Here is a 22,435-nt window from a genome sequence, read left to right on the forward strand (position 1 = left end):
GGGGCTGAAGTAGCTAAGGGTTAATGTTTGGTTTGCTTATACCATGATTTTAATTGCTTTAAGAGCTCTGCATGATTGCCTCCGTTGAAGCGCCACTCACATTCCTTTAAAAACCAGTAAAAATTATCTGCTTTGATGCCGTTAAATTTGCGCATATGACGCTTGGCTTGATTCCAGAAATTCTCTATTCCATTTATGTGATTCAGTTGATCTGCAAAGAGTTCACTGTGGTTAATTCGCATGTGGTGGAACTCAGAGATATCCAGGGCATTGTAGGAGCGAAAAGTATCGGTATAAACAATACTATCCGGCTGCACATTCTGTTGAATAATTGGTAGCAAGGTTTCTGTTTTAGCATTCGGAATAATAGCCGTGTACACTTTACCTCCACGCTTAAGTAATCCAAATACAGCTACTTTGCCGGTAGATCCACGGCCACGCTTACCTTTACGCTTGCCTCCAAAATAGCTTTCATCGGCTTCCACTTCCCCAGATAATTCATAACTGGGTAGTTTACTTGCAATGAGTTGACGTAGTCTCATAAAAAACCGTATAGCGGTGTTAGCTTGAACACCAATCAATTCCGAGGCTGCACGGGCCGTAGTACCTGCTACAAAATGTTCTATCAGCCGGCTTTGTTGGTGTGGGGTTAATCGACTTTTGCGTTCATACATAGTAACTAATTTAGCACCTTATTCAAGTCTTAGCTACTTCAGCCCCTAATCATAACTTGATTTCCCTTCATTTTCCAAGAAGTCAATGGTATAATCTTTGTTTGAACAGTACACGTGAATTTTCCCTTTTACACACTCAAAAATTATATCTTTTGCACCGTTTTGTCGAATCTTATTATGATCTGGATATGAAGCATAGTCTGAATCATTTGAATTAGCTTCTCCCATTACAATTATATCAGGGTCCATAGCATCAATCCATTCTTTAGGTACTTTACCACTTTTGCGGCCATGATGAGGCGCAAACAATATATTTACCTTCGGGAAAGTCACTCGATCTTTAATTTCTTCCATAAAATCTTTTTCAAGGTCACCCATCCAAATAGCAGTTACTCCACCTTCTAAACTGTATTTTATAATACATGAAATATTATTTGGAGTATTCCCATCTTTGGCATTTTGAAGAGCCGTCTTAAAATCTTTATCATTTAAATCTGGCCACAAAATATTTATTCCAGAACTCCCTCGTCCATCACCGTCTTGATTCATCCATTTTCGACTGCATCCTTTACTTATATAGAATGATTTTTTAGAAGAGTTATGAAGTAACTTGTATCGTTTAAAACTGTTTGTTTCAACAGACTTTGTAGTTTCATTTTTGACACAATAAAAGTTTAATATTTCAATTTCGTCATCGAAATAATCAAGCTGTTGAATGTGATCTTCATCAGGATGAGTAGAAATGAAACGAGTAATACCCTTATGTTTTGATTCCTTTTTTATCTCAGAAATAATTTCTTCTCTGTTTTCATCAGATAAGCAACAATCTATAATTGTAAAATTATCTGAACCATGTTTTATATAAAACATGTCTCCATCTCCGACGGAAAAAGATTTTATTGTACTCATTCTAAGTCTGATTTAATTCGTTTTGTTATATACGAGGTCTGTTTTCTATAAGAAAAAAGAAATAAAATTAAGACGCTGACCGTGATGATCCCTAAATGTGTTTGAAGACCCCACCCCAAATTAGTAGTCATTTTTAAATAAATTTTCGAAAGCAAAATTATTAAAAATAAGGAAATCAGTGTTCTATACATGTTGTTTGATTCCGACAAAATTTCGAGTTTTTGATCCTTTTTAGATGCTTTCACGAAATCTGAATAATTCGCAAATTTGACAAAATTTATCCACTTTAAAATTGGTTCAATTATTAGAGATCCGAAACGACTAATTACTAAACCTATGAAATAGTAGAAAAATAATCCGGTAACAATATCATCTTGAATTAAATTGATTTCAGACCAACGGCTAATTACCATACTAAAAATTACACCTGGGAATAGGTAGTTGAATAAATTATATGATGATATTTTGTTAAGGAGTTCTTTCATTTATTACGTTTAGTAAATTGATATATCGTGGTTTAGAACAGATTAAAGAAGCCATGTTATTACATCCTACGATATTCCAATAACCCCAAAAAAGCAAGTAAACACATAATTTTCAATGTTATGCGTATTTTTGGAGATTGATATGCAAATAACTTCAGAAACTGTAAAGATGCTCGGTCATTTTTCCCATTTTTCATCAGCCGATAATGTTATAAATTTCCTTCCGAATAACCATTATCTTACATACGTTATTAACGAGCTGTTAATCCTGAATATATACTTACTGAGAAGCAAAATTTGACGTGTAGATCAAAATAGAGTATAACACCTTGTCAAAATCTAAGGTTAACAGTACATTAAACTAGTGCCCTGTATGTTGCGAAGTCCTAAGTTCCACTTGGGAAACGTATTTAATTTCATAGCAGCTACGGGGCATTTCTTTTAGTTTTATCATCACGCATTTAGTTGCTCACCTATGAAATCCCAACTTTTTCTGGATGATATTTTGGAGATGAATTCATCGAAAGGAAATTTTTAAATCTACTAAAGGTTAAAGTATTCAGTTTCTTTTTCTTACTTAATGTAACTTCTATCCGTCATCGGATACATATTTGCAAGGACCATGTTATCACGTACAGAACAAAAACAATTATTAGAAAGGCTTATTGCTCTACCCAAAGAGTGTGAATGGGTAGAGTTTAAAAAAAGATATGTTGAGGAAACTCAAATAGGGGAATACATTTCAGCTCTTTCAAATTCAGCATGCCTTCATAACCAAAAATACGGGTACTTGGTTTATGGCATAGAAGACGGAACACATGATATTGTTGGAACAGATTTCCATCCGAAAAGTACCAAAATAGGAAACCAGGAGCTTGAAAACTGGTTGGCTACCCAACTGTATCCCAAAATAGATTTTAAAATTTATGAATTTGATTATGAAGGAAAGAGTATCTCCATATTTCAAATTGATGCAACGAGAAATCAGCCTGTTCGATTTCGCCACGATAAATTTATTCGTGTTGGCTCATATAAAAAGAAACTAGAAGATCATCCTGAAAAGGAAAGAAAAATTTGGAAAAGGCATCCTGAGGCTTCATTTGAGAGTAAAATTGCTTCTGACAATCTTGAGGGAAATGAAGTACTTCAACTTATTGACTATCCGGCTTTCTTTGAAATGATGAGCATTCCTCTTCCTGCTGATATGAGTGGAATACTTGATAAGCTTATAGAGGAAAACTTGGTGGCCTTTGATAGCGGTAGATATTCTATAACAAATCTGGGCGCGATTCTATTCGCAAAGCAATTGAATAAATTCCCTTCTCTAAAAAGAAAATCCATCCGGGTGATTATCTATGATGGAAAAAACAAAGTGAATACGATAAAAGAGCAGAATGGTATTAAGGGATACGCCAATGGTTTTGAAGGACTCATTTCATGGATAAACGATCAACTCCCTGAGAATGAAGTGATTGGGCAAGCTTTGAGAAGCAAGGTTAAAATGTATCCCGAAATCGCTATTCGTGAGCTTGTGGCGAACGCTATTATCCATCAGGATTTCGAGATGAAAGGAACAAATCCAATGATCGAAATTTTTGATGACAGAATTGAGATTACAAACAATGGGAAGCCTCTTGTTGACCCATTAAGATTTATTGGTGCTACACCTCGCTCACGTAATGAAGAACTGGCTTCATTTATGAGAAGGCTTAATATTTGTGAGGAACGCGGTAGTGGAATTATTAAGGTTGTAGATGCTGTTGAGATCTTTCAATTGCCCCCACCTGATTTTTTAGTAGATGACTTTCATACCATTGCAAAACTCTATGCTTACCGGCCTTTGAATGAAATGGATAAGAAAGATAAAATAAGAGCTTGTTATCAACATACGTGTCTCAAACACTTCTCCGGTGAAAGGATGACCAATAAATCCCTCAGAAAAAGGTTTGAGATTTCGGACAAGAATTACCCCATGGCTTCTAGAATTATTTCTGATACCATAGAAGCTGGTCTTATTAAGGATTTTGATCCATCCAGTAACTCTAAAAGGGATGCCAGTTACATTCCCTTTTGGGCTTGATCTATGTCACCTTTATGTAACAATTCTAGGGTATTCACCCACAAACACCGTTTTAAAGGTGTTAGAAAGCCTTTTTTTATGTAACGGTTATGTAACACTTGTCCACATTTGGGGGAACTTATCCACAATAAATTATATAGATAACACATATATCGCGTTTTGGTATTTTAAAGTAAGTGTCGTTGCCTATTATCACAAAACTGATAAAGAAGAATATTTTGAATGGTGGGCGAAAATTTACTACAAATTTGTTTATGAGATTTCTGATGAAGGTGAACGTTAATTAATGTTTAAAATAACGGTTGTGAACCATCTTCCTTTTTTTAGCACCAGGTTTTGAGATTGAGTATAAGCGTGTCGGAGAGTAAGAGAGTAAGTGATTGATGGGCAGCCCTTATATTATTAAGCCTGTATTGGGCCTTACGGTATAGAGAAATGATTTTAGGTTTCAATACTCAGTCAACCACCTCTTTCTTCCATCTCAAAGGGCCTAATTCTATAGGTAATGCACGCACAAGTTCATAGAAGCCTTCCAAGTCATTTTCAATATTTTTGTAAATATAAGGGTCTAATAGACCTGGCACCGGTGCTGCATTTGAATATCTGAGTGTTATTATTGCAAACTTTTTCTCTTTCTTCCTTTTTTGAATTATTGCATAGTCAACTTCTGTAGCCAAATATTTTTCATCTTTGAAATTTTCTGTGATAAAAAATACAGCAGCACATGACTCCTCGAATCCCTTCAGTAGTTCTCTCTCAAGATTAGTTCCCGCTGCCATATTTGGTTCATCCAACCATGGATCAAAACCAGAAACTTTAAGGGCATTATAAAAACGTTTTACAAGAGGTTTATCAACTGATTTATGACTTAAAAAAACTTTAATTTTATTTTTTTTGGGAATCCTATTTAAAGGTACTGCTTGTTGCATACGTGCTTCTGGAGAAGCAAGATCCGCAACATCACCTAGTCGATGGGTTAGTTCAACAGCAAATGGACGAGCTATTACATTTTTTATATAGTCTAAATAATCGTCTTTTTTACTGCCCTTTGCAGGCAAAAAATATATATCATTTGATCTGTCAGGTAAGCTTTCAAGAATTTTATAACGAAGAAGAAGTTCTTCATCCAGATTTTGGGGGAATTCCATGCTACCGTTCCTTTTTTTCACCTCTTCCCACCATCCATCTGCATCGACTGTATATTTCTGATCTAATGGATTAAGTACTTTTTGAACAAGTAGGTCGCTTTTGCAAAAATCGAGAAAACGTTCTAAATAATGATCAAACGTTGCTGAGTCCTCATGAAGTAAATCATCCCGCCTGTTTTTAAAATGACGAAGAGAGTCGTTAATATCAGTTTTAGATAAGTTACTTTGCATATCGTATTAGTTTCATACTAAGGTTACTTTTGTACCACAGAATACACATCTATCAATTAAATTCCATTTTTCAGAAATTTTGGCTCTTTTATTACAACATAAAAATTCAATAATTTTCATGTCTGCTTGTTCAGGGCCATGAATCGGTCGTGGAGGGTACATAGATCTTGTATATGTAGTTTCAATGTTTATAAACCCACCTTTATTTGTCCCCATATTTTCCAGTCCAGAAAACATTTTATTTGTCATGGGTAGAATAAACTCTCTTAATATATGTCGCTTTATATATTGTGATACATCCTCAGACAACATTTCGCTTGTATCAGCACTATGTTCGCAGTATGGACAAAAAATATTTTCTCTTTCATCGATAGTATCTGGCGAATCACCAATTTCTAAGCCCATGCGCTGTATTTGAGGTGCAATAGTCCATGCCAAATCAGACTCGTCATATTTTGTTTTAAAATCTCTACCACAAGAACTACAAGTTCGACGAAAATAATTATCTCGATCTACACTTAGCGAAAGATTATAAAGAATTTTATCATCGGATTTTGATTCGTCCATAAATACTTCTTTAACTTTATAAGTTCAATTCAAACACACCATCAATCTCCTGCATCAACCGGTCGGTCTCCATGAGAGCTACAATGATCTTTTGGTAGTGTTGTATCTCTTCAATGGAGAGCTCTCGATCTCGGCGGTCTTTGAGCCATTTTTCGGCGGGTTGATAGCCTCCGATGTAGAACTCCCAAGCTTTTTTCGGCACATTGCCGAAATACTGTTCTTCGTTAATCCACACTTTGCCGGTCGTTTCATCATCGTCTTCCGGAATAAACCCCGGATCAGTCTTTGTAAGCCGGTTGGAAATTACATTGCTTCCTGCAATGGGATAGGTGGTTATAAATTCTTCTACAACTGGATGCTCCAGTAAGTGAATTTGGCGCAGCTCTCCGCCTAGTTCTACGAGTCGCCAGAAGAGCTCGGGATCTTCTGGGTAAGGTACCCTTGGAAAGTCGATTTTCAGAAACTCTTTGTACTTCTCCCGGTAGCTTGGGGAATGCAATACGGCATAGATATAATCGAGCAGATCAATGGGGGCAAAGGTGTCTTCTGTTTCTTCCTTCTCCGGTATAAACTTCAGCCCTAGTTTCTTCGCTATTTCTTGAACGATCTTCTTATCTAAATTTGGTGTACGCTCTGGTTTGCCATCAAGAGTTTGTTGGGAGCTCTCATCGGGGTAGAGGTAGAGCGGAAAAGTATTTGTATTGTCTAATGAAGAAGTAACGCTTTTATCAGTAATTGTATTTGTGATAAAATAGTTATGAGCATCAATATCCCTTCCGACACGTGATAGATTTAGGGCAAAATTATCTCTAATCAAATGATCCATAATTTCCTCTCTTCCCCAATCTACCAAATCTGGTGAATATGCTATGTATCTTTGGTCAAATACTCTATAATCAATTTTTTGAATAATCTTATTCGGGTCATTTTGCGCAGCTTTTTTACGTGCTTCTGCTAACTTCCAGCCCCTTGTATCACCTTTTAAGTATTTCCCAGTACTTTTATGGCCAAAAAACTTTTCGCGTATTTCAGAGTCTGTATATTCACTATCAAAAAATGTATTTAACCGTTGTATAAGTGATTCTTTTTTAGAATCTATCACAAAAAAATCTCTTGCTGAAGTTATTCCCATGGAGTTATCTAAAAATAGTTCAGACAATTTAAATCCATCTTCATATTTCTTTCGTGTACCTACATCTTTTTTCTTAAAAAAGTAATATGGTGAACTGAATTCGACCTTTTCAAAATCAATATTTTGAATTGATTGATCATTCAAAAACTCATATTTGCTATTTCTTTTACCCCAGAGATTAAATTCTAAAACATCAGCTAGTTCATCTTTATCCCCAGTTTTAGTTTTTATAAAGAGATTAAGTGAAACTCCCGCTGTGATGTCAAAGACATTTTCATCTTTACTCCCATCTGGAGTAGTTTCTTTCCTTATAGAATTACCGTGTAAATCAACGATATAAATTTTATCAAACGTTTTTAAAAGCTGCCACCTCATCCCTCGAAAAGTAGGATTATCCAAAAAACTATGATTATTGATATAGGCTAAAACACCTTCGCCATTCTTTTCCACAAAATGCTGTCCATATCGAATAAACTTCACATAATCATCATGGAGCCAATGTTTTCGTTCTCCAAAATGTTCACCATCTATATATTTATAATCCTCAATAAGCTCTGAAATCCATTCGCCCATGTTTGAAGAAATCCCACTATATGGCGGATTTCCCAGCACAACCATTACTGGTGTATCTCTCTTAATATAATTCGCCTCATTGGCTTCCTCACTTAGCCAACCGGCAAAGAGGGTTCCTGTGTCTGGGTGGTGTTCTTCCAGGGAGTTGGTCAGATACACCCGAAAGCGTTCACTGCCGCTTGGTTCCATGCCGGTTTCCCGTAATAGTAAATCCAGCTTCAGGTGAGCCATAGCATAACTGGCCATTAAAATTTCAAATCCGTTCAGACGGGGAATCAGGTGTTCTTCCACATAGGTAGCCCAAATGCCTTGCTGTCCTTCAAACTTGGAATGAATTTGTTTGATCACTTCAGCTAAAAAGGTTCCGGTTCCAGCTGCCGGGTCCAGAATCTGCACTTTATGGACTTCCCGTTCCTCTTCCACCATACCGCCTTTATGTCGTTTGTCGTGCGTGGGTACTTTTACCTTCACTTTTGTTTTAGAGGTATCGGCCAGTCCGTCTTTCAGTCCAAATTCGTCTTTCAGAATGTCATCCACCGCTCGTACAATAAAGTTTACCACTGGCTCCGGTGTGTACCAGACTCCACGGCTTTTTCGAAGCTTGGGATCATATTCAGCCAGGAAAGTTTCATAAAAATGTATGATGGGATCTTATTGCTGAGTAGCTTTGCCAAAATTCTTGAGAAGGCCATCAACATCGGTAGCTCTGAAAATATCAGCTAATCCATCTACCACCCATGTGATACGATCATCCAAGTCATAACCGGCTATGTATTGGAAAAGCTTACGAAGAAAAGGATTGGTTTTTGGAATAAGCGCAGCTGCCTCATGTCGATCAAAGGTATCTAAAGTCGAATCGTGTAATCGAGCAGCAAACATACCGTAAGCAATGGTCTGTGCATAGATATCTGCAAATTCCTTAGCGCTGATATCATGAATTAGCACATTCTGAAATGCAGCAAGTTGTTCCCGCAGGGTATTATTAGCCGTCTCGTTTACTTTGTTTTTCTGCTTTTGTTCATCGGCATTCAGGGCTTTTTCAATAACATCAGCGAGGATTCGGGCTTTACCGGCCATCATCTTCGACAGCTTATTGGCACTGCGGATGGTTTGCCCCACATGTGTCCCAAAATCTTTGATGATGTTTTCAAACTCGTTGTAGTTCTCAGTCAACCCAACGATGCTACCGTCTTTGATTTCAGCAATAGCAACGGATGTCAGGAATTCTCCATCCCGATATACACGGAAATTGAGATAATCAGTAAAGATCAGATTAGGAAGACCGGTTTTGTAGCGTTCAAACTGCTCCTTATTCCTCTTCATACCCTCAAGATCCGGATCGCCTATATCTTTGGCTTCAATGTATCCAACGGGAATTTTGCCTTTAGTAAGGATATAGTCGGGGGCTCCAACATCTGTTCGTGAGGGTTCATTGGTTATAAGCAGATCCGGCAACAGCTCCCCAAGCAACGTTTGCAAATCGCCCCGATAACTGTGTTCCCTCGAAATGCCTGATTTATATCTTAGATTTAACTGATCAACGTATTCCTGAATGGTCATAGATAAACAATTTGGTTGGCGCTTAGGCTAACAAAATCAGTGCTCAAAGACAATGTAATTTCTTCCTGCCAATGATGGCTATAAACAACGTTTCCTTTATTCAATATATGATCACGCCTTTGGATACTATAATCTCACTCAATAATTCCGAATTTTTTTATAAGTAACCGCCCTTAGACACGGGTATGTACCTAACTTACTTCCTCATTTAATCATTTGCTTAAACGTTTCATTGACTATATATTTAAGCAATCACTTAAATAATAATTCCTATGAGCAAACAATCCTGTATTCGAGATGTAGCCGATCTGAACCAGATCAACCGCTGCATTGATTCTATCCATGCGGTAGAATCATCCATCTTAAAACTATCCGACATATTGAAACTGGCCGGAAATGATGTACGCCTGAAAATCCTGTTCTTGTTGAGCACGGAGAAAGATTTATGCCCGTGCGATTTGAGCGATATTTTAGATATGACCGTACCGGCGGTATCACAACACCTGCGAAAATTGAAAGACGCCGGACTTTTAGATTCAAGAAGAGAGGGAAAGCTCATTTTCTATTCCCTGCAAAAACCTTATGACGATCTTTTGAAACCACTTTTCAACCAAATTGAAAACAATACCATTATGGAGGTATTAGCCGCATGAACAAGCAACAGAAAAATAATTCTGATACCAAATGGCTGGGTGCGGGACTCGGAGTTGCATTTATCGCCTCCCTTTGCTGCATCACTCCGGTGCTGGCTATTCTGGCAGGCACAAGTGGTATCGCCTCTACGTTTTCATTCATGGACCCATTTCGACCTTATTTAATTGGGTTGACTGTTCTTTTACTTGGGTTCGCATGGTATCAAAAACTGAAGCCCTCAAAAGAAATCGACTGTGAATGTGATCCTGAAGAAGCCCGTTTCACCCAGTCTAAATCGTTTCTTGGCATCGTAACCGTAGTGGCGGCACTTTTGTTGGCTTTTCCAAACTACTCTCATTGGTTTTTCTCTGACGCTCAACCCACTCAAGTACAATATGTTTCCGAGGCAGATGTAGAACATGTAACCTTTAATGTGGAGGGCATGACCTGCGCTGGGTGTGAAGCCAGTGTAAAAAATGAGTTGGGTAAACTGGATGGAATTGTTGAGTCCGAGGTATCCTACGACAGCGGAACGGCTACTATTTCGTATTTGAAAACGAAGCTCACGGAAAAAGAACTTCAGGATGCGATCAATAAGACCGGATTTACAGCCAACCTTCAACAAGAGCAAGAAAACGAATAATAGGATGAAAGAACTGGAACTGGACATAGCGGGCATGACGTGTGATCATTGCGCCGTGTCTATTGAAAATAATCTATCCAAACTAAACGGAATACAGAAGGCGGATGTAAGCTACCCCAACGGAACGGCTACGGTATCATTTGATGAATCCACCCTTGATAAAGCTTCAGTGATTGAAGCCGTAAATGAGACGGGTAAGTATCAGGTAGTTGGCGAAACCGGAAAAGAGCAGTCTGGTGAACACCGTTACTCGTTGATTATTATCGGGGGCGGTTCGGCTGCTTTTGCTGCGGCTATCCGAACCAGTGAATTGGGAGGAACCGCACTGATTATCAATAAAGGTCTGCCAACCGGTGGAACCTGTGTAAATGTGGGGTGCGTGCCTTCCAAAACACTGATCCGAACAGCAGAAGCCTTTCACAATGCTTCCCATCCGAGATTTGAAGGGATTGAAACCACGGCAACCATTAGTGATTTCAAAAAAGTGATTGAGCAAAAACGGGAGATGGTTCGTGATCTTCGCCAGGAAAAATATGTGAATGTGATAAAGGATGATCCAAGCATCACCCTTATTGAGGGGTACGGAAAGTTAATTCAAACAAATCAGGTTCAGGTAAATAATTCAACCTATACCGCCGAAAACATTTTGATTGCCACAGGAGCTTCCCCGTTTATTCCTGAAATACCAGGACTGAAAGGAGCGGGATATCTGACCAATGAGTCGGCCTATGAACTTGAGGAACTTCCGGAAGAGCTCGTCATACTTGGCGGCGGATATATTGCTCTTGAAAATGCTCAACTCTTTAGTCGGCTTGGAAGCAAGGTGACTGTATTACAGCGATCAGAACATGTATTAAGTGATCAACCCAAAGAGCTTGCAACAGCCTTAACGGGATATTTGGAAGAGGAAGGATTAACCATTTTGACGAATACAGACATTCTGGAAGTAACGAAAACAGATAAAAATAGAAGCATCCGTTTTACGGTAAATGGAGAGGAAAAAAAACTTGAAGCTGATCAGATATTGGTCGCTACCGGCAGGCAGGGAAATACAGGGAACCTGAATCTTGAATCCGCAGGGATTGACACCGAAGGTCGCGGCTATATTCCAGTGGATGAAACCATGCGAACCAATACATCCAACATCTTTGCCGCCGGCGATGTACTTGGCGAACGGCAGTTTGTATATACGGCTGCTTATGAAGGAAAAATCGCTGCTGAAAATGCGATGAGAGATAGTCATGGAAAAGCCGATTTTTCAGTCTTACCATGGGTTATTTTCACTGATCCACAGGTGGCCGGAGTGGGTATGGACGAACAGCAAGCGGAAGAAGCGGGACTTAACTATCAAGCAACTAAACTTACGCTGGATAATGTACCCCGATCCATTGCTGCGAGAGATACACGTGGTTTTATCAAGTTAATCCGAAACAAAGATAATGACCACTTGATTGGAGCTCGCATTTTGGCACCGGAGGGCTCGGAACTATTGATGGAACTGGCTCTGGCTATGAGGCATGGGGTAACCATTCAGTCGCTCAAGTCAGAATTTCATCCCTATCTGACCCTTTCTGAAGGAATTAAACTTGCGGCTCTCACTTTCGACAAAGACGTGAAGAAATTGAGCTGCTGTGCGGTTTAAAAGAGTATCAATAACCGTTTCACTCAATCAAAGATGAAGTTCCCTCATCCAGCTCCACTTCAATCGTGCTGTGGCTGAAGTTGTAAGGTTTAAGAATATCACGAATTTTCTTTTTGGCTTCCAGAATGTCTGAATAGCTTTCTACATTTTTAAGAATGAGGTGAGCAGTAAACACATGCTTTTCTCCATCCAGCGACCATAAGTGCAGGTGATTGGTATCGGCCACTATATCTTGCTCGAGGAATTTTTCTCGCAGTTCATCAATGCTTATATCATCCGGAGTTCCCTGTAAGAAAATGTGTAGGGTTTCCTTCAATCGTTTTACCACATTCCAAAGTACATAGGCAGTAATAAAGAGAGACAGTGCAGGATCTAAATAATGAATGTCTTTGAAAAGTAATACAATAGACACTACAAGAACGGCGGCCCAACCCAATACATCTTCCAACAGGTGCCAGGAAATAACTCGTTCATTAAGGGTTTTGCCATGACTCACCTTCCATGCAGCGTACCCATTCACTGCCACCCCCACGATGGCAAAAAGAAGCATTCCCTGAGCATCGGTATGTTCCGGCGATAAAATTCTGGCAACCGCTTCATTGATCACAAAGACAGATCCAGCGATCAGTACCAAGCTGTTAATCAAAGCACCAAGCAGCGAGAACCGGGTATAACCAAAGGTGAAGGATGAATTTGCTCCTTCTTTAGATTTATGATCCAAAAACCAGGAGAGTCCTAAGGATAGACTATCTCCCAAATCGTGCAGGGCATCGGAGATAATGGCCACACTGTTTACATACATACCTCCAAAAAATTCAAGAATGGTGAATCCAAAATTGAGAAAAAAGGCGAGTTTGATGTTTCCATGCTCGTGTTCGTGTGAATGATCGTGTGACATGTTGGTTGGGGTTTATTTTTTGTCAATAAGAATTTTTCATGATTTTGTGATTTCCGAAACTCTGCTATCTCTGATTTTCAGTAATAATTGAGATATCAAAGCCAGCACCGGTAATTCTATCAAAGGCCCAACGATTAAAGCCAGTGCTACCAGGGGACTGTCGGGAAAAGCTGTAAGAGCTATCGCCAATGCAATGGGTGAATTTCTTGCAAGTGTGGTAAGGTTTAAGCTGACCGAATCTTCATAATCAAAATGGAGCAGATAACTTGTAAAGCGACTCACCAGGAAATTTATGGCGAAAAATATCATTAGGGGGATCAGCAGAATAAGAACAGTTTTGATGTTTTGAAGAAGGTAATCACCCTGAGATGCAAACATAGCCATGATCGCTAACCCAAGAAATAGTACCTGAGATAGCTAAAAAAAAGGCAGCAGCTTGGTTTCAAGAAATACGGATTGCTTGAACCTGTGGAGCAGATATTTTGTGACTTGCGCTGCAACAAAGGGTACGATCAACACAAGGCCGATACTTTCAAACAGAAATGCCGGGTTCACCGAACCGGATGCACCAAAAAAGAGTAGTAAAAACACGGGTAATAAAATCACCTGTAAAATCAGGTTCAGAGGAAGCACAGAGGCACTAAGCGTCGTATTTCCTTTTGCAATACCGGTAAAAATCAGGTACCAATCCGTACAGGGGGGTTATCATCAACATGACAAAACCTATCCAAAGGCTTAGGTGATCCTGAAGAAACAGGTAGCCCAGTACCCAGGCAAAAAAGGGTGTCCAGAGAAAATTGATGGCCAGGTTTGCTGAAAAGAATTTTAAATTGGAAAAGCTCTTCAGCAGATCGTTGATCGGGATGTTAAGAAATAGCCCAAATAGCATGAGCATTAAAAAAGGGACGATCACATATCCGGCAACCGATGCCACTGTTTCCACCTGCCCAGCCAGCAAACCTGCAATGACTGCCAGCGCTATAATAAGTGACTGATATCTGTTAATCGAATTCATACTAATATACTCCGCTCATTTCCAGAAGTCCTGTCGTGAGAACGCCGAAATTGATCGAAAAGATAAAAGATGGTTTTTCATCGTCTTTTGTCGTTAATTTAGTCTCATAATCTTTTATTTCGAGAGTTTCAAAATTCTTACTGCTCCTCTCATGACAAAACTAAACACAATAGCTCCGATGAGCAGATCCGGCCACCTGCTATCCAGTGCATAAACAAGAATTCCGGCCAAAATTACACCACCATTTACAATAATATCATTGGAGGTAAAAATTGTGCTTGCCTGCATGTGTGCTTCTTTGCTTTTCGCTTTATTGATAAGCCATAAGGTAAAAACATTTGCAACAAGAGCCGTTGAAGCAATAATGATCATCCAATGAAAGTCGGGCATTTCACCCACTCCAAGAAACCTCCGCAGTACTTCAAGAAATCCCAGTGATGCCAGACCCATCTGAAGATAGCCGCTAATTTTTGCTACTTTCTTTTTTCTTGCTACCGCTGCTCCAACAGCAAAAAGGCTGAGCGCATATACGGATGAATCTGCCAGCATATCTAGTGAGTCTGCAATCAGCCCCATAGAATTGATAATCCATCCGGCTGTCATTTCAATGATAAAGAAGAGAAAGTTGATCCCTAAAACCCACCATAGAATGTTCTTTTGTTGCTGCTCATCAGAAGCGAAAGGCGACATTTGAGCCTCTTTTGTTGAATTCAATTTAGAACCCAAACTCAGGGAGTCAAGGGCTTTCTCAATCTCATTAAGCCTATTTTCGTGATACACTTCTAATGTACGATTCGGGATATCAAAGTTTAGAGATTTAATATCTTCAAACTCTTCCAACCTCATTCGAATCATTTGCTCTTCGGCTGAGCAGTCCATTTGTGGAATATTAAATGTGGATTTTTTCATGGTTGAATATATGGGATTATTTTCATCTTCAACTTAACTGTGACAAAGAATCACCTGTTCCTTACCCCTCAAAAGGCTCACAGGTTTTAATCCTAAACGCTTTTTGAATATCTGTAACGTAAATGATGCCGTCACCGCGTTCCGGTGTTTTGGCATTGGCGCAGATAAGTTGAACAACGTTATCGGATTCTTTGCATTGACATACCAGCTTCTAATTTTACGACTGGACTGTCCGTAAAGTGAAAATCCAGCGATGGGGACGCATCTTTCTGTTTGTATGCTCCGGTACCTTCTCCTTTGGAAAGCGTAACACTTTCATGTCCTGCTTCTTGGAGTGCTGCAACTACATTTTCTACTCTGTTTGGTTTTATAAAGGCTTTTATTTCTTTCATAATATTATGTGTTATGCATTAACCCCGGCAAAGCCATAAAAACATGAATATGGCTTTGCCGGAAAGTTTTTGTTAATCATCGTCGGAAGTCTGGCTTTTCTTCATTTCAGAGATCAGGTAATAGGCATTGTTCCAAGCTACTCGTGCTCCATCCGGCAATGGTTCTAACAACTTCACTTCAACCCAACCATCTTCCTCAATGCCGGTCATAATTTCTACCGGAGTGAAAGACCATTCGGTATTTCCGTTTTCCTCTTGTTGTTCTGCGGTGAATAGGTAGGTTTTACCCTCGTCCTCAACAATGGCATTCTCAGGCAAAGCAAAGGCTTTAGTCTCTGAAGTGTGAATCGTGCCGTTGATATACATCCCGGGAATCAGGAAGTTTTCTTTCTGATCAATTTCGCCGTGCACATGCACTGCCCTAGGATTTTGTTCGAATTGTTTGCCTACAGAGTAAATGGTAGCTGTAAGTATTTGATCCGGTACTGACTGTACAGTAAAAGAGATGGATTGGCCCCTTTTAACTTTGTGCACATCTTTTTCAAAGACCATCAAATCGGCATGAACATGTTCGTTATCCACAATTTCAAACATGATTGTTTGGGGATCAACGTACTGACCGATTTGAATCTGAACCTTTTCGATGTACCCATCAATAGGGCTTACTACCGGCACCGACGAATAAATATCGCCGTCTTGTATTTGTTCAACGTCCAGGTTAAGCTGATTCAGCTGAGCCTCATAACCTTTGACCTCCGCCTTAACTGATTCGTATTCGGCTTTAGTTTGTTGGTAAGTTTGGCCGGAGCCTACCTTTTCATCATATAACCTTGCTTGTCGCTTAAATTCATGATCTAAATACAACATGCGCTGATACAACCGTACGTATTCAGTTTGGACTTTGGTTAAATTAGGATGGGAAAGGAAGGCAATAGTCTGATTTTTTGACACCTGATCTCCCTCAATAACTTCTATGGAACCAATATTACCTCCCAAAACCGCAGTTACGCTTGCCTCATGCTGCGGGGGAACTTCCAGCTGACCATTTGCTTCTACGCTCTCTGAGAGAAAGCGCAGGGACAAAGTATCCAGTTTCATTCCAAGGCTGTTGAACTTCAGTTCCGACAGATGAACCATGTTTTCTTCTGCCTCAGCCACACCGGCAAGTTCTGTTGCTTCTTGTTCTTTTTCATCGCTATTGATCTCGCCGCAGGCTGTAAAAACAGATGCAAGGACAGCCAATAAAATTATATATAAATTAGATTTATTCATTTTTTTGTTGATTTAAAATCTGTTATTGAGTTTTGTTGAGGTAGTATTCTAATTGGAAATGGCTATTCAGATAATTGCCAAATGCATTCCATGAGTCGATTTCAATGCGAATGGCATCTCTGATGCTTTGAAAGAAAGCCACATAGTCTATGGCTCCTTCTTCATAAGAGGTGATGGCACCTTGCTGTTGTTCTTTGGCAAGAGGGAGTGCTTCCTGTCGATAATATTCCCACGAGCGCAACCATTTCTGATAATTTTCCCGGATACTGTTATAGGTACTGTTGAATTCTCTCTGAGCCTGGTCTAGGTTTTGACGGGCAATATTTCGTTCAATCCGGGCGGATTGAGTTTTCCCGGCCTTAGACCAGAAGAATACCGGAAGTCTGATCCCGATCTCATAGGAATTAAAGCCACCTTGCCCAGCTATTTCCTGCCAGCCATAACTGGCTTGAAAACTTGGTAAAAACTGACTTCTTTGTTCTTTAATCGATGCTTCCGCCACGTCAATTTTTTGTTGATATAAAGCAATCAGCGGATGGTCGAATGTAGAATCTACCTGTAAAGGTTGAACAAGCTGTTCGGCTGAAACACTTTGAACCGTGTATAACGAGTCCCCCTCAAACCATTTGTTAAAAGCTCGAACAGCAGCCCCATAATCGCGGAAGGCTTGTTCTGTTTGTATGGTAATTTGGTTGGCCTGATTCATGATATTAAGATATCCCAGCCGGGAAATTTCCTCCGTTTCAAATTTTATTTCCGCAGCCCTAGCAATATCCCTGAATTGCTGGTTCAGGCGATTATAGATCTCATATTGTTGTTTAGCGATGAAAACCGTTGACCAGTCCTGCTTTACCCGGAGCCTGAGCTCTAACTCAGACAATTCATAGTTCAGCCTGGCAAGTTCTGTTTGTTCATTCCGATGATTTAGCCTTGGTAAAACACCGAACAGATCAAACTGCTGCTGAATGCCAAATTTTGTAGTAACACCGTCCGAACCGTTGCCGAACTCTTCACCTCCGGTAAAGAGGTTCGTATCGCCAAAGTCCCAGGCTGTTTTTTGAAGAGCCTTCCTGTTGTCAATTCCAAGCCTGGCTGCCTCAAGAGAAGGATAATTTGCTATCGCTTTTTGAACGGCCTGATCCAGCGCAATTTGCGGGAGGGTATCATTCAGCACCTGTTCCTGAGCCTGTACAGAATCGGGAGAAAGCAGCAGGCTTCCACCAATAATCAGCAACACAACGGAGGCCATAGAAGTACTACCCGGCTTGTGTTTTCTCATTTTACGCTTTTCTATGTACGCATAAAGGATGGGCAGCACGACCAACGTAAGCAGCGTGGCGCTAATCAACCCGCCGATTACAACAGTGGCCAGCGGCCGCTGTACTTCAGCACCGGCTGTTGTTGAAAACGCCATCGGAAGAAAACCCATAATAGCCGCCGTAGCGGTCAATAAAATGGGGCGAAGTCGCTCTTTGGTACCTGTCAAAATTCGTTCTTGTAAATCCATAACACCTTCGATTTTTAATGAATTAAACCGGCTGACGAGCACAAGGCCGTTTAGCACAGCCACTCCGAACAATACAATGAAACCAACTCCGGCAGAAATACTGAAGTCCATTCCACGTAAAGCCAGGAAGAAGACACCTCCAATAGAAGCCAGGGGAATAGCCAGATAGATCATTACCGACTGTGAGAACGATTTTAGTGCGAAGTACAGCAGCACAAAGATAAGAAACAGGGCTATAGGCACTACAATAGCCAATCGGTTCTTGGCCCGTTGCAGATTCTCAAATTCACCCCCATAAGTAATGTAATAACCCGGCGGCAGATTCAATTCGGCCTCCAGTTTTTCTTGAATATCCAAAACCACCGATTCCACATCCCGCCCGCGTGTATTCACACCAACATAGCTCCTGCGAAAGGTGTTATCTCGCGAGATCTGCATAGGCCCCGGCTGATAACTGATATCCGCCACTTCTTTAACCGGCACCTGTGCACCGTTTTCCAGATCTACATACAGATTGCGAATATCCTCAATGCCAGTACGATGAGCTTCATCAAAGCGGATCACAAGATCAAATCGTCTTTCGCCTTCGAATACAACTCCAGCAACACCTCCGGCAAAAGCTGAACTTACGTATTGATTGAGCTTCGTGATATCCAGTCCATATTGAGCCACTTTTTGCCGGTCATACCTAACGGTCATTTGAGGTAGTCCAGCCGTACGTTCGGGACTCACATCACCCACCCCTGGAATAGTTTGAATAATTTGAGCCATTTCCTGAACTTTCTCAGCCAATACATCTATGTCGTCTCCGTATAGCTTTACGGCGATATCTTCTCGAACACCTTCCAAAAGTTCGTTAAACCTAAGCTCTACCGGCTGGGTAAAAACGAAATTCACACCTATCATGGTCTGATCGAGTTTACTCTTTATTTTTTCTATCAGCTCCTCTTTAGATTCGGCAGAGATCCAGTTTTCTTTATTCTTGTCCAGAATGATGTACATGTCGGCAATGTCCATGGGCATAGGATCAGTGGGAATATCAGCTACCCCAATTCGAGCTGTTACTGTTTCTATCTCTGGAAATTCTTCCAGCAGTGTCGTCTCAATTTTCTTGGATTGATCGATCGCCTCTGATAATCCACTGCCCGGACGGAATAGGGCTTGCATGGCAATATCTCCCTCATCCAGTTGTGGAATAAATTCACCTCCCATTCTCGAAAAGGTGAACATCGCACCGCCAAAAAGCAGTATGGCAGCTACAATCACAACAGGTTTTCGCTTTAACGACCATTGGATAACCGGATCGTAGCCCTTCTGAATAAAGGATATAAGTTTGTTGCTGACCCGATCGAGGCCTCGCTCGAACCGGGCAAACCATCCCTTTCTATTTTGTGAGGGTTTCATAAACAGTGCCGAGACCATTGGTACATAGGTAAGACATAAAATAATAGCACCTAATACAGCAAACCCAAAGGTGAATGCCATAGGACGGAACATCTTACCTTCTACTCCTTCCAGAAACAGGATAGGGGCAAATACAATAAGGATGATCAACTGTCCAAAGAAGGCAGCATTCATCATGGTGCTGCTTGCCTTGTAGGCAATTTCATTCATCTGTGTTTTACTAAAAGCACGTTTTCCGGATTTCACCCTTTTTTCAATTTCATGAACCGTGCCTTCCACTATAATTACGGCTCCATCAACAATAATACCGAAGTCGATGGCTCCAAGGCTCATTAGATTGGCCCACACCCCGGTGGCCTTCATCATTATAAAAGCAAAAAGAAGGGAAAGCGGAATAAGTGAGGCGGTTATTAACCCTCCGCGTAAACTTCCTAAGAGTATTACCAAAACGAAAACTACAATCAATGCACCTTCCACCAGGTTTGTGGTAACTGTACTGGTGGTTCGTTCAATAAGAGCACTTCGATCAAGGAAAGGCTCAATCTTTATACCTTCAGGCAGTGACTTTTGAATTTCAGCAATTCTATCCTGAACGTTTTGAATGGTTGCATTCGGGTTTGAGCCTTTCAGCATCATAATAATGCCACCTACTGCTTCCTCACCATCCTGAGTAAAAGCTCCATAACGAATTTGAGTTCCAAAGGTAACCTCTTCTGCTACATCTCTGATTAGGATGGGTAGTCCGTTTTCGTTCTTGACTACAATGTTTTCTATATCTTCAAGGCTGCGTATCAATCCTTCGCCACGAATAAAATTAGCCATCTTGTTTTTCTCGATATAGGCCCCGCCGGTATTTACATTATTCCTGGACATTGCCTCATATACTTCTGAAATACTAACTCCCATTGCATTTAGTTTATCAGGACTTATGGCTACTTCATATTGTTTGATGCCTCCACCGAAGGAGTTGACCTCTATAACCCCTTCCAGGAGCACCATTTGGCGCTTAATAATCCAATCTTGTATTGTGCGCAATTCATCAGGCGTATATTGATCTTCATATGCAGGGTCCACCTGAATGGAGTACTCGTAAATTTGGCCTAATCCACTTGAAATGGGCCCCATGGATGGACTTCCAAAATTCTCGGGGATCGTTTCGCCCAGTTCACTGAGTTTTTCCTGTACCAGTTGCCGGGGTAAATAGGTACCCATATCATCTTCGAAAACGATGGTAACCACGGATAACCCGAATCGGGATACCGAACGGATTTCAGTTACTCCTGGCAGGTTACCCATGGCAAGCTCCACGGGATAGGTTACAAATTGTTCAATGTCTTCGGTAGATAGATTTTCCGATACCGTAATCACCTGTACCTGATTATTTGTAATATCAGGAACCGAACCTAGATTAATGGTCATCATAGAATATAATCCTACTCCTATTAGAGACAGGATAAACAAGCCGATGATAAACTTGTTCTTAATCGAAAAGGCAATAATTTTGTTGATCATGTTTACAGCTGAGTGAATATAGATTAGTCTTTGATGCCGATCTTTTTCAAATACTTTGGCTGAAACCACAGAATGACCAGAGGTTAAACAGCTCGTTGAAAAAAATGGATGGGGCAGAATTTGTTTCTGCTAAATAGAGAAAGGCAGGTATTAAATCAGAAGTTGTGTGACTTTAATAACTTTAAGAGTTATTGGAGGGGATAAGTTGTCTTTTAGATATACAGGTAACGTAATTTGAAAAACAGGTTCACCATAGTTCCCAAACAAATAAGGAATGATTGGAAACATAAACTTACAGTCCGGGCACTCATTTCTTAACAGTGCATCATCATAGCAGCACTGATTTTGAAATTGATGGTGCTTTTTTTCAACTGTTTTGTACCCTGAATTAGTCTCTTCTGAATGTTGTAATACAATTTCAAAACAGCCTTTATCTAAGTTGTAGGTAGAGGAAACATCATGAGTACTTGCTAATACAGAAACACTTAAGGGTAGAAAAAAGAAAAACCCTGCCCATGAAAAAAGAAAAGATGCGATTGTCGCAACATTCAGATTACGTATGTATGCTCTGAAAAAATACAATTCTTTAAGGGGAAATATTGTGATTAAGTAGAATGCAGATAATAAGGATTATTTGTAATGCAACTCAATTGCAAAGATCAGGAAGAACAGGAAGGACAACTCCCGGTTATCACAAAATTGCCGTTGGATGGAGTAAAATTTTCGGGCAGATCGTAGTTAGGAATGCCAAGATGTGGAAAACAAAATGTTTGTTCACAGGATAAACAATAAAAATGAACGTGCACATCATCCGGGTACGAACAGGTACAGTTTTCAGAACAAAGGGCATATTTAGTTATCCCACTTGCATCGTTTATTTGATGCACCAAACCATGTTCTAAGAATGTTTTTAAGGTACGATAAAGCGTTGTTCGATCTGCATGGGTAAACTTTTCTTCAAGATCTGATAGGCTTATTACCGACTTAGTTTCAGCCATGAAAAGAAGAATCCGCATGCGCATAGCGGTCGGTTGTATATCTCTGCTCTGCAATCTTTTTTCATGAATAGTCATCTTTATTGAAATAATATTCGTTGATTAATGTGTACAAGTAATATTTATACAAAGGGCGAATCGCCGGTATAAATCATATCAATTCTATGATAAACTACCACTAAAATCTTTGAAACTCATATTTGGTAATTTTGACATAAATATATGGGTTCGGGGCAGTTATCTTTCGTTTCCAA

General features: G+C 40.0%; 13 protein-coding genes and 3 pseudogenes. 4 read left to right on the forward strand and 12 right to left on the reverse strand.

Translation table 11 applies throughout. The annotated features are described in order from the left end of the window. Positions 1–20: 20 nt before the first annotated feature. Together C3B73_RS04560 and C3B73_RS04565 are read right to left on the reverse strand one after the other, a co-directional pair. Positions 21–674, reverse strand: coding sequence for an IS1595 family transposase (locus C3B73_RS04560; RefSeq protein WP_103663931.1), 654 nt, complete (start codon positions 672–674; stop codon positions 21–23). A gap of 45 nt (positions 675–719) precedes the next feature. Beyond that, positions 720–1,583 carry a ComEC/Rec2 family competence protein gene (locus C3B73_RS04565; protein ID WP_103664458.1) on the reverse strand — a complete coding sequence of 288 codons (864 nt, stop codon included), beginning with the start codon at positions 1,581–1,583 and terminating at the stop codon, positions 720–722. A gap of 1,107 nt (positions 1,584–2,690) precedes the next feature. Here C3B73_RS04565 and C3B73_RS04575 point away from each other — a divergent pair. Next, entirely contained in the window at positions 2,691–4,148 is a 1,458-nt protein-coding gene (locus C3B73_RS04575; protein WP_103664460.1) for an ATP-binding protein, read from the forward strand. Positions 4,149–4,603: 455 nt separating this feature from the next. Here C3B73_RS04575 and C3B73_RS04585 read toward each other — a convergent pair whose 3' ends face one another. From C3B73_RS04585 to C3B73_RS04595, 3 genes and pseudogenes are all read right to left on the reverse strand, one after another. Then, entirely contained in the window at positions 4,604–5,527 is a 924-nt protein-coding gene (locus C3B73_RS04585; RefSeq protein ID WP_103664462.1) for a toll/interleukin-1 receptor domain-containing protein, read from the reverse strand. A 12-nt stretch (positions 5,528–5,539) separates the two neighbouring features. Next, a complete protein-coding gene (locus tag C3B73_RS04590; protein WP_103664463.1) occupies positions 5,540–6,094 on the reverse strand; it encodes a hypothetical protein in 555 nt (184 codons plus the stop codon). Between the two features lie 16 nt (positions 6,095–6,110). Then, positions 6,111–9,359: pseudogene (locus tag C3B73_RS04595) on the reverse strand (type ISP restriction/modification enzyme). 272 nt (positions 9,360–9,631) lie between these two features. Here C3B73_RS04595 and C3B73_RS04600 point away from each other — a divergent pair. The 3 genes from C3B73_RS04600 to merA are packed head-to-tail and all read left to right on the forward strand — an operon-like array spanning position 9,632 to position 12,277. Then, entirely contained in the window at positions 9,632–10,012 is a 381-nt protein-coding gene (locus C3B73_RS04600; protein ID WP_020403978.1) for an ArsR/SmtB family transcription factor, read from the forward strand. Continuing rightward, entirely contained in the window at positions 10,009–10,635 is a 627-nt protein-coding gene (gene merTP, locus C3B73_RS04605) for a mercuric transport protein MerTP (protein WP_198597274.1), read from the forward strand. The genes C3B73_RS04600 and merTP overlap by 4 nt, the downstream gene beginning before the upstream one ends. A 4-nt stretch (positions 10,636–10,639) precedes the next feature. After that, the gene (merA, locus tag C3B73_RS04610) at positions 10,640–12,277 is read left to right on the forward strand and encodes a mercury(II) reductase (protein WP_103664464.1); all 1,638 of its coding nucleotides are present in this window, start codon (positions 10,640–10,642) and stop codon (positions 12,275–12,277) included. A 19-nt stretch (positions 12,278–12,296) separates the two neighbouring features. Here merA and C3B73_RS04615 read toward each other — a convergent pair whose 3' ends face one another. The 7 genes and pseudogenes from C3B73_RS04615 to C3B73_RS14200 form a co-directional block, all read right to left on the reverse strand. Then, positions 12,297–13,175, reverse strand: a complete 879-nt coding sequence (locus tag C3B73_RS04615) for a cation diffusion facilitator family transporter (protein WP_020403975.1) — start codon at positions 13,173–13,175, stop codon at positions 12,297–12,299. 36 nt (positions 13,176–13,211) lie between these two features. Beyond that, positions 13,212–14,190, reverse strand: a pseudogene (locus C3B73_RS14190) (arsenic resistance protein). 114 nt (positions 14,191–14,304) lie between these two features. Further along, the gene (locus C3B73_RS04625; protein WP_020403972.1) at positions 14,305–15,099 is read right to left on the reverse strand and encodes a cation transporter; all 795 of its coding nucleotides are present in this window, start codon (positions 15,097–15,099) and stop codon (positions 14,305–14,307) included. 61 nt (positions 15,100–15,160) lie between these two features. Continuing rightward, positions 15,161–15,491 (reverse strand): annotated as a pseudogene (locus C3B73_RS14195) (P-II family nitrogen regulator). 72 nt (positions 15,492–15,563) lie between these two features. Further along, complete coding sequence (locus C3B73_RS04635) at positions 15,564–16,763, reverse strand: efflux RND transporter periplasmic adaptor subunit (RefSeq protein ID WP_103664465.1); 1,200 nt, start codon at positions 16,761–16,763, stop codon at positions 15,564–15,566. 22 nt (positions 16,764–16,785) lie between these two features. Further along, the gene (locus tag C3B73_RS04640) at positions 16,786–21,186 is read right to left on the reverse strand and encodes a CusA/CzcA family heavy metal efflux RND transporter (RefSeq protein ID WP_103664466.1); all 4,401 of its coding nucleotides are present in this window, start codon (positions 21,184–21,186) and stop codon (positions 16,786–16,788) included. A 659-nt stretch (positions 21,187–21,845) separates the two neighbouring features. Then, a complete protein-coding gene (locus tag C3B73_RS14200; RefSeq protein WP_026166650.1) occupies positions 21,846–22,259 on the reverse strand; it encodes a Fur family transcriptional regulator in 414 nt (137 codons plus the stop codon). Positions 22,260–22,435: the final 176 nt, after the last annotated feature.

Source organism: Gracilimonas amylolytica (genome assembly GCF_002911695.1).
GTDB classification, from domain to species: Bacteria; Bacteroidota; Rhodothermia; order Balneolales; family Balneolaceae; genus Gracilimonas; species Gracilimonas amylolytica.

Excerpts from the sequence above, each read along its gene's own strand:
- C3B73_RS04560 (WP_103663931.1), bottom strand. The coding sequence starts at position 674 with ATGTATGAACGCAAAAGTCGATTAACCCCACACCAACAAAGCCGGCTG.
- C3B73_RS04565 (WP_103664458.1), bottom strand. The coding sequence starts at position 1,583 with ATGAGTACAATAAAATCTTTTTCCGTCGGAGATGGAGACATGTTTTAT.
- C3B73_RS04575 (WP_103664460.1), top strand. The coding sequence starts at position 2,691 with ATGTTATCACGTACAGAACAAAAACAATTATTAGAAAGGCTTATTGCT.
- C3B73_RS04585 (WP_103664462.1), bottom strand. The coding sequence starts at position 5,527 with ATGCAAAGTAACTTATCTAAAACTGATATTAACGACTCTCTTCGTCAT.
- C3B73_RS04590 (WP_103664463.1), bottom strand. The coding sequence starts at position 6,094 with ATGGACGAATCAAAATCCGATGATAAAATTCTTTATAATCTTTCGCTA.
- C3B73_RS04600 (WP_020403978.1), top strand. The coding sequence starts at position 9,632 with ATGAGCAAACAATCCTGTATTCGAGATGTAGCCGATCTGAACCAGATC.
- merTP (WP_198597274.1), top strand. The coding sequence starts at position 10,009 with ATGAACAAGCAACAGAAAAATAATTCTGATACCAAATGGCTGGGTGCG.
- merA (WP_103664464.1), top strand. The coding sequence starts at position 10,640 with ATGAAAGAACTGGAACTGGACATAGCGGGCATGACGTGTGATCATTGC.
- C3B73_RS04615 (WP_020403975.1), bottom strand. The coding sequence starts at position 13,175 with ATGTCACACGATCATTCACACGAACACGAGCATGGAAACATCAAACTC.
- C3B73_RS04625 (WP_020403972.1), bottom strand. The coding sequence starts at position 15,099 with ATGAAAAAATCCACATTTAATATTCCACAAATGGACTGCTCAGCCGAA.
- C3B73_RS04635 (WP_103664465.1), bottom strand. The coding sequence starts at position 16,763 with ATGAATAAATCTAATTTATATATAATTTTATTGGCTGTCCTTGCATCT.
- C3B73_RS04640 (WP_103664466.1), bottom strand. The coding sequence starts at position 21,186 with ATGATCAACAAAATTATTGCCTTTTCGATTAAGAACAAGTTTATCATC.
- C3B73_RS14200 (WP_026166650.1), bottom strand. The coding sequence starts at position 22,259 with ATGACTATTCATGAAAAAAGATTGCAGAGCAGAGATATACAACCGACC.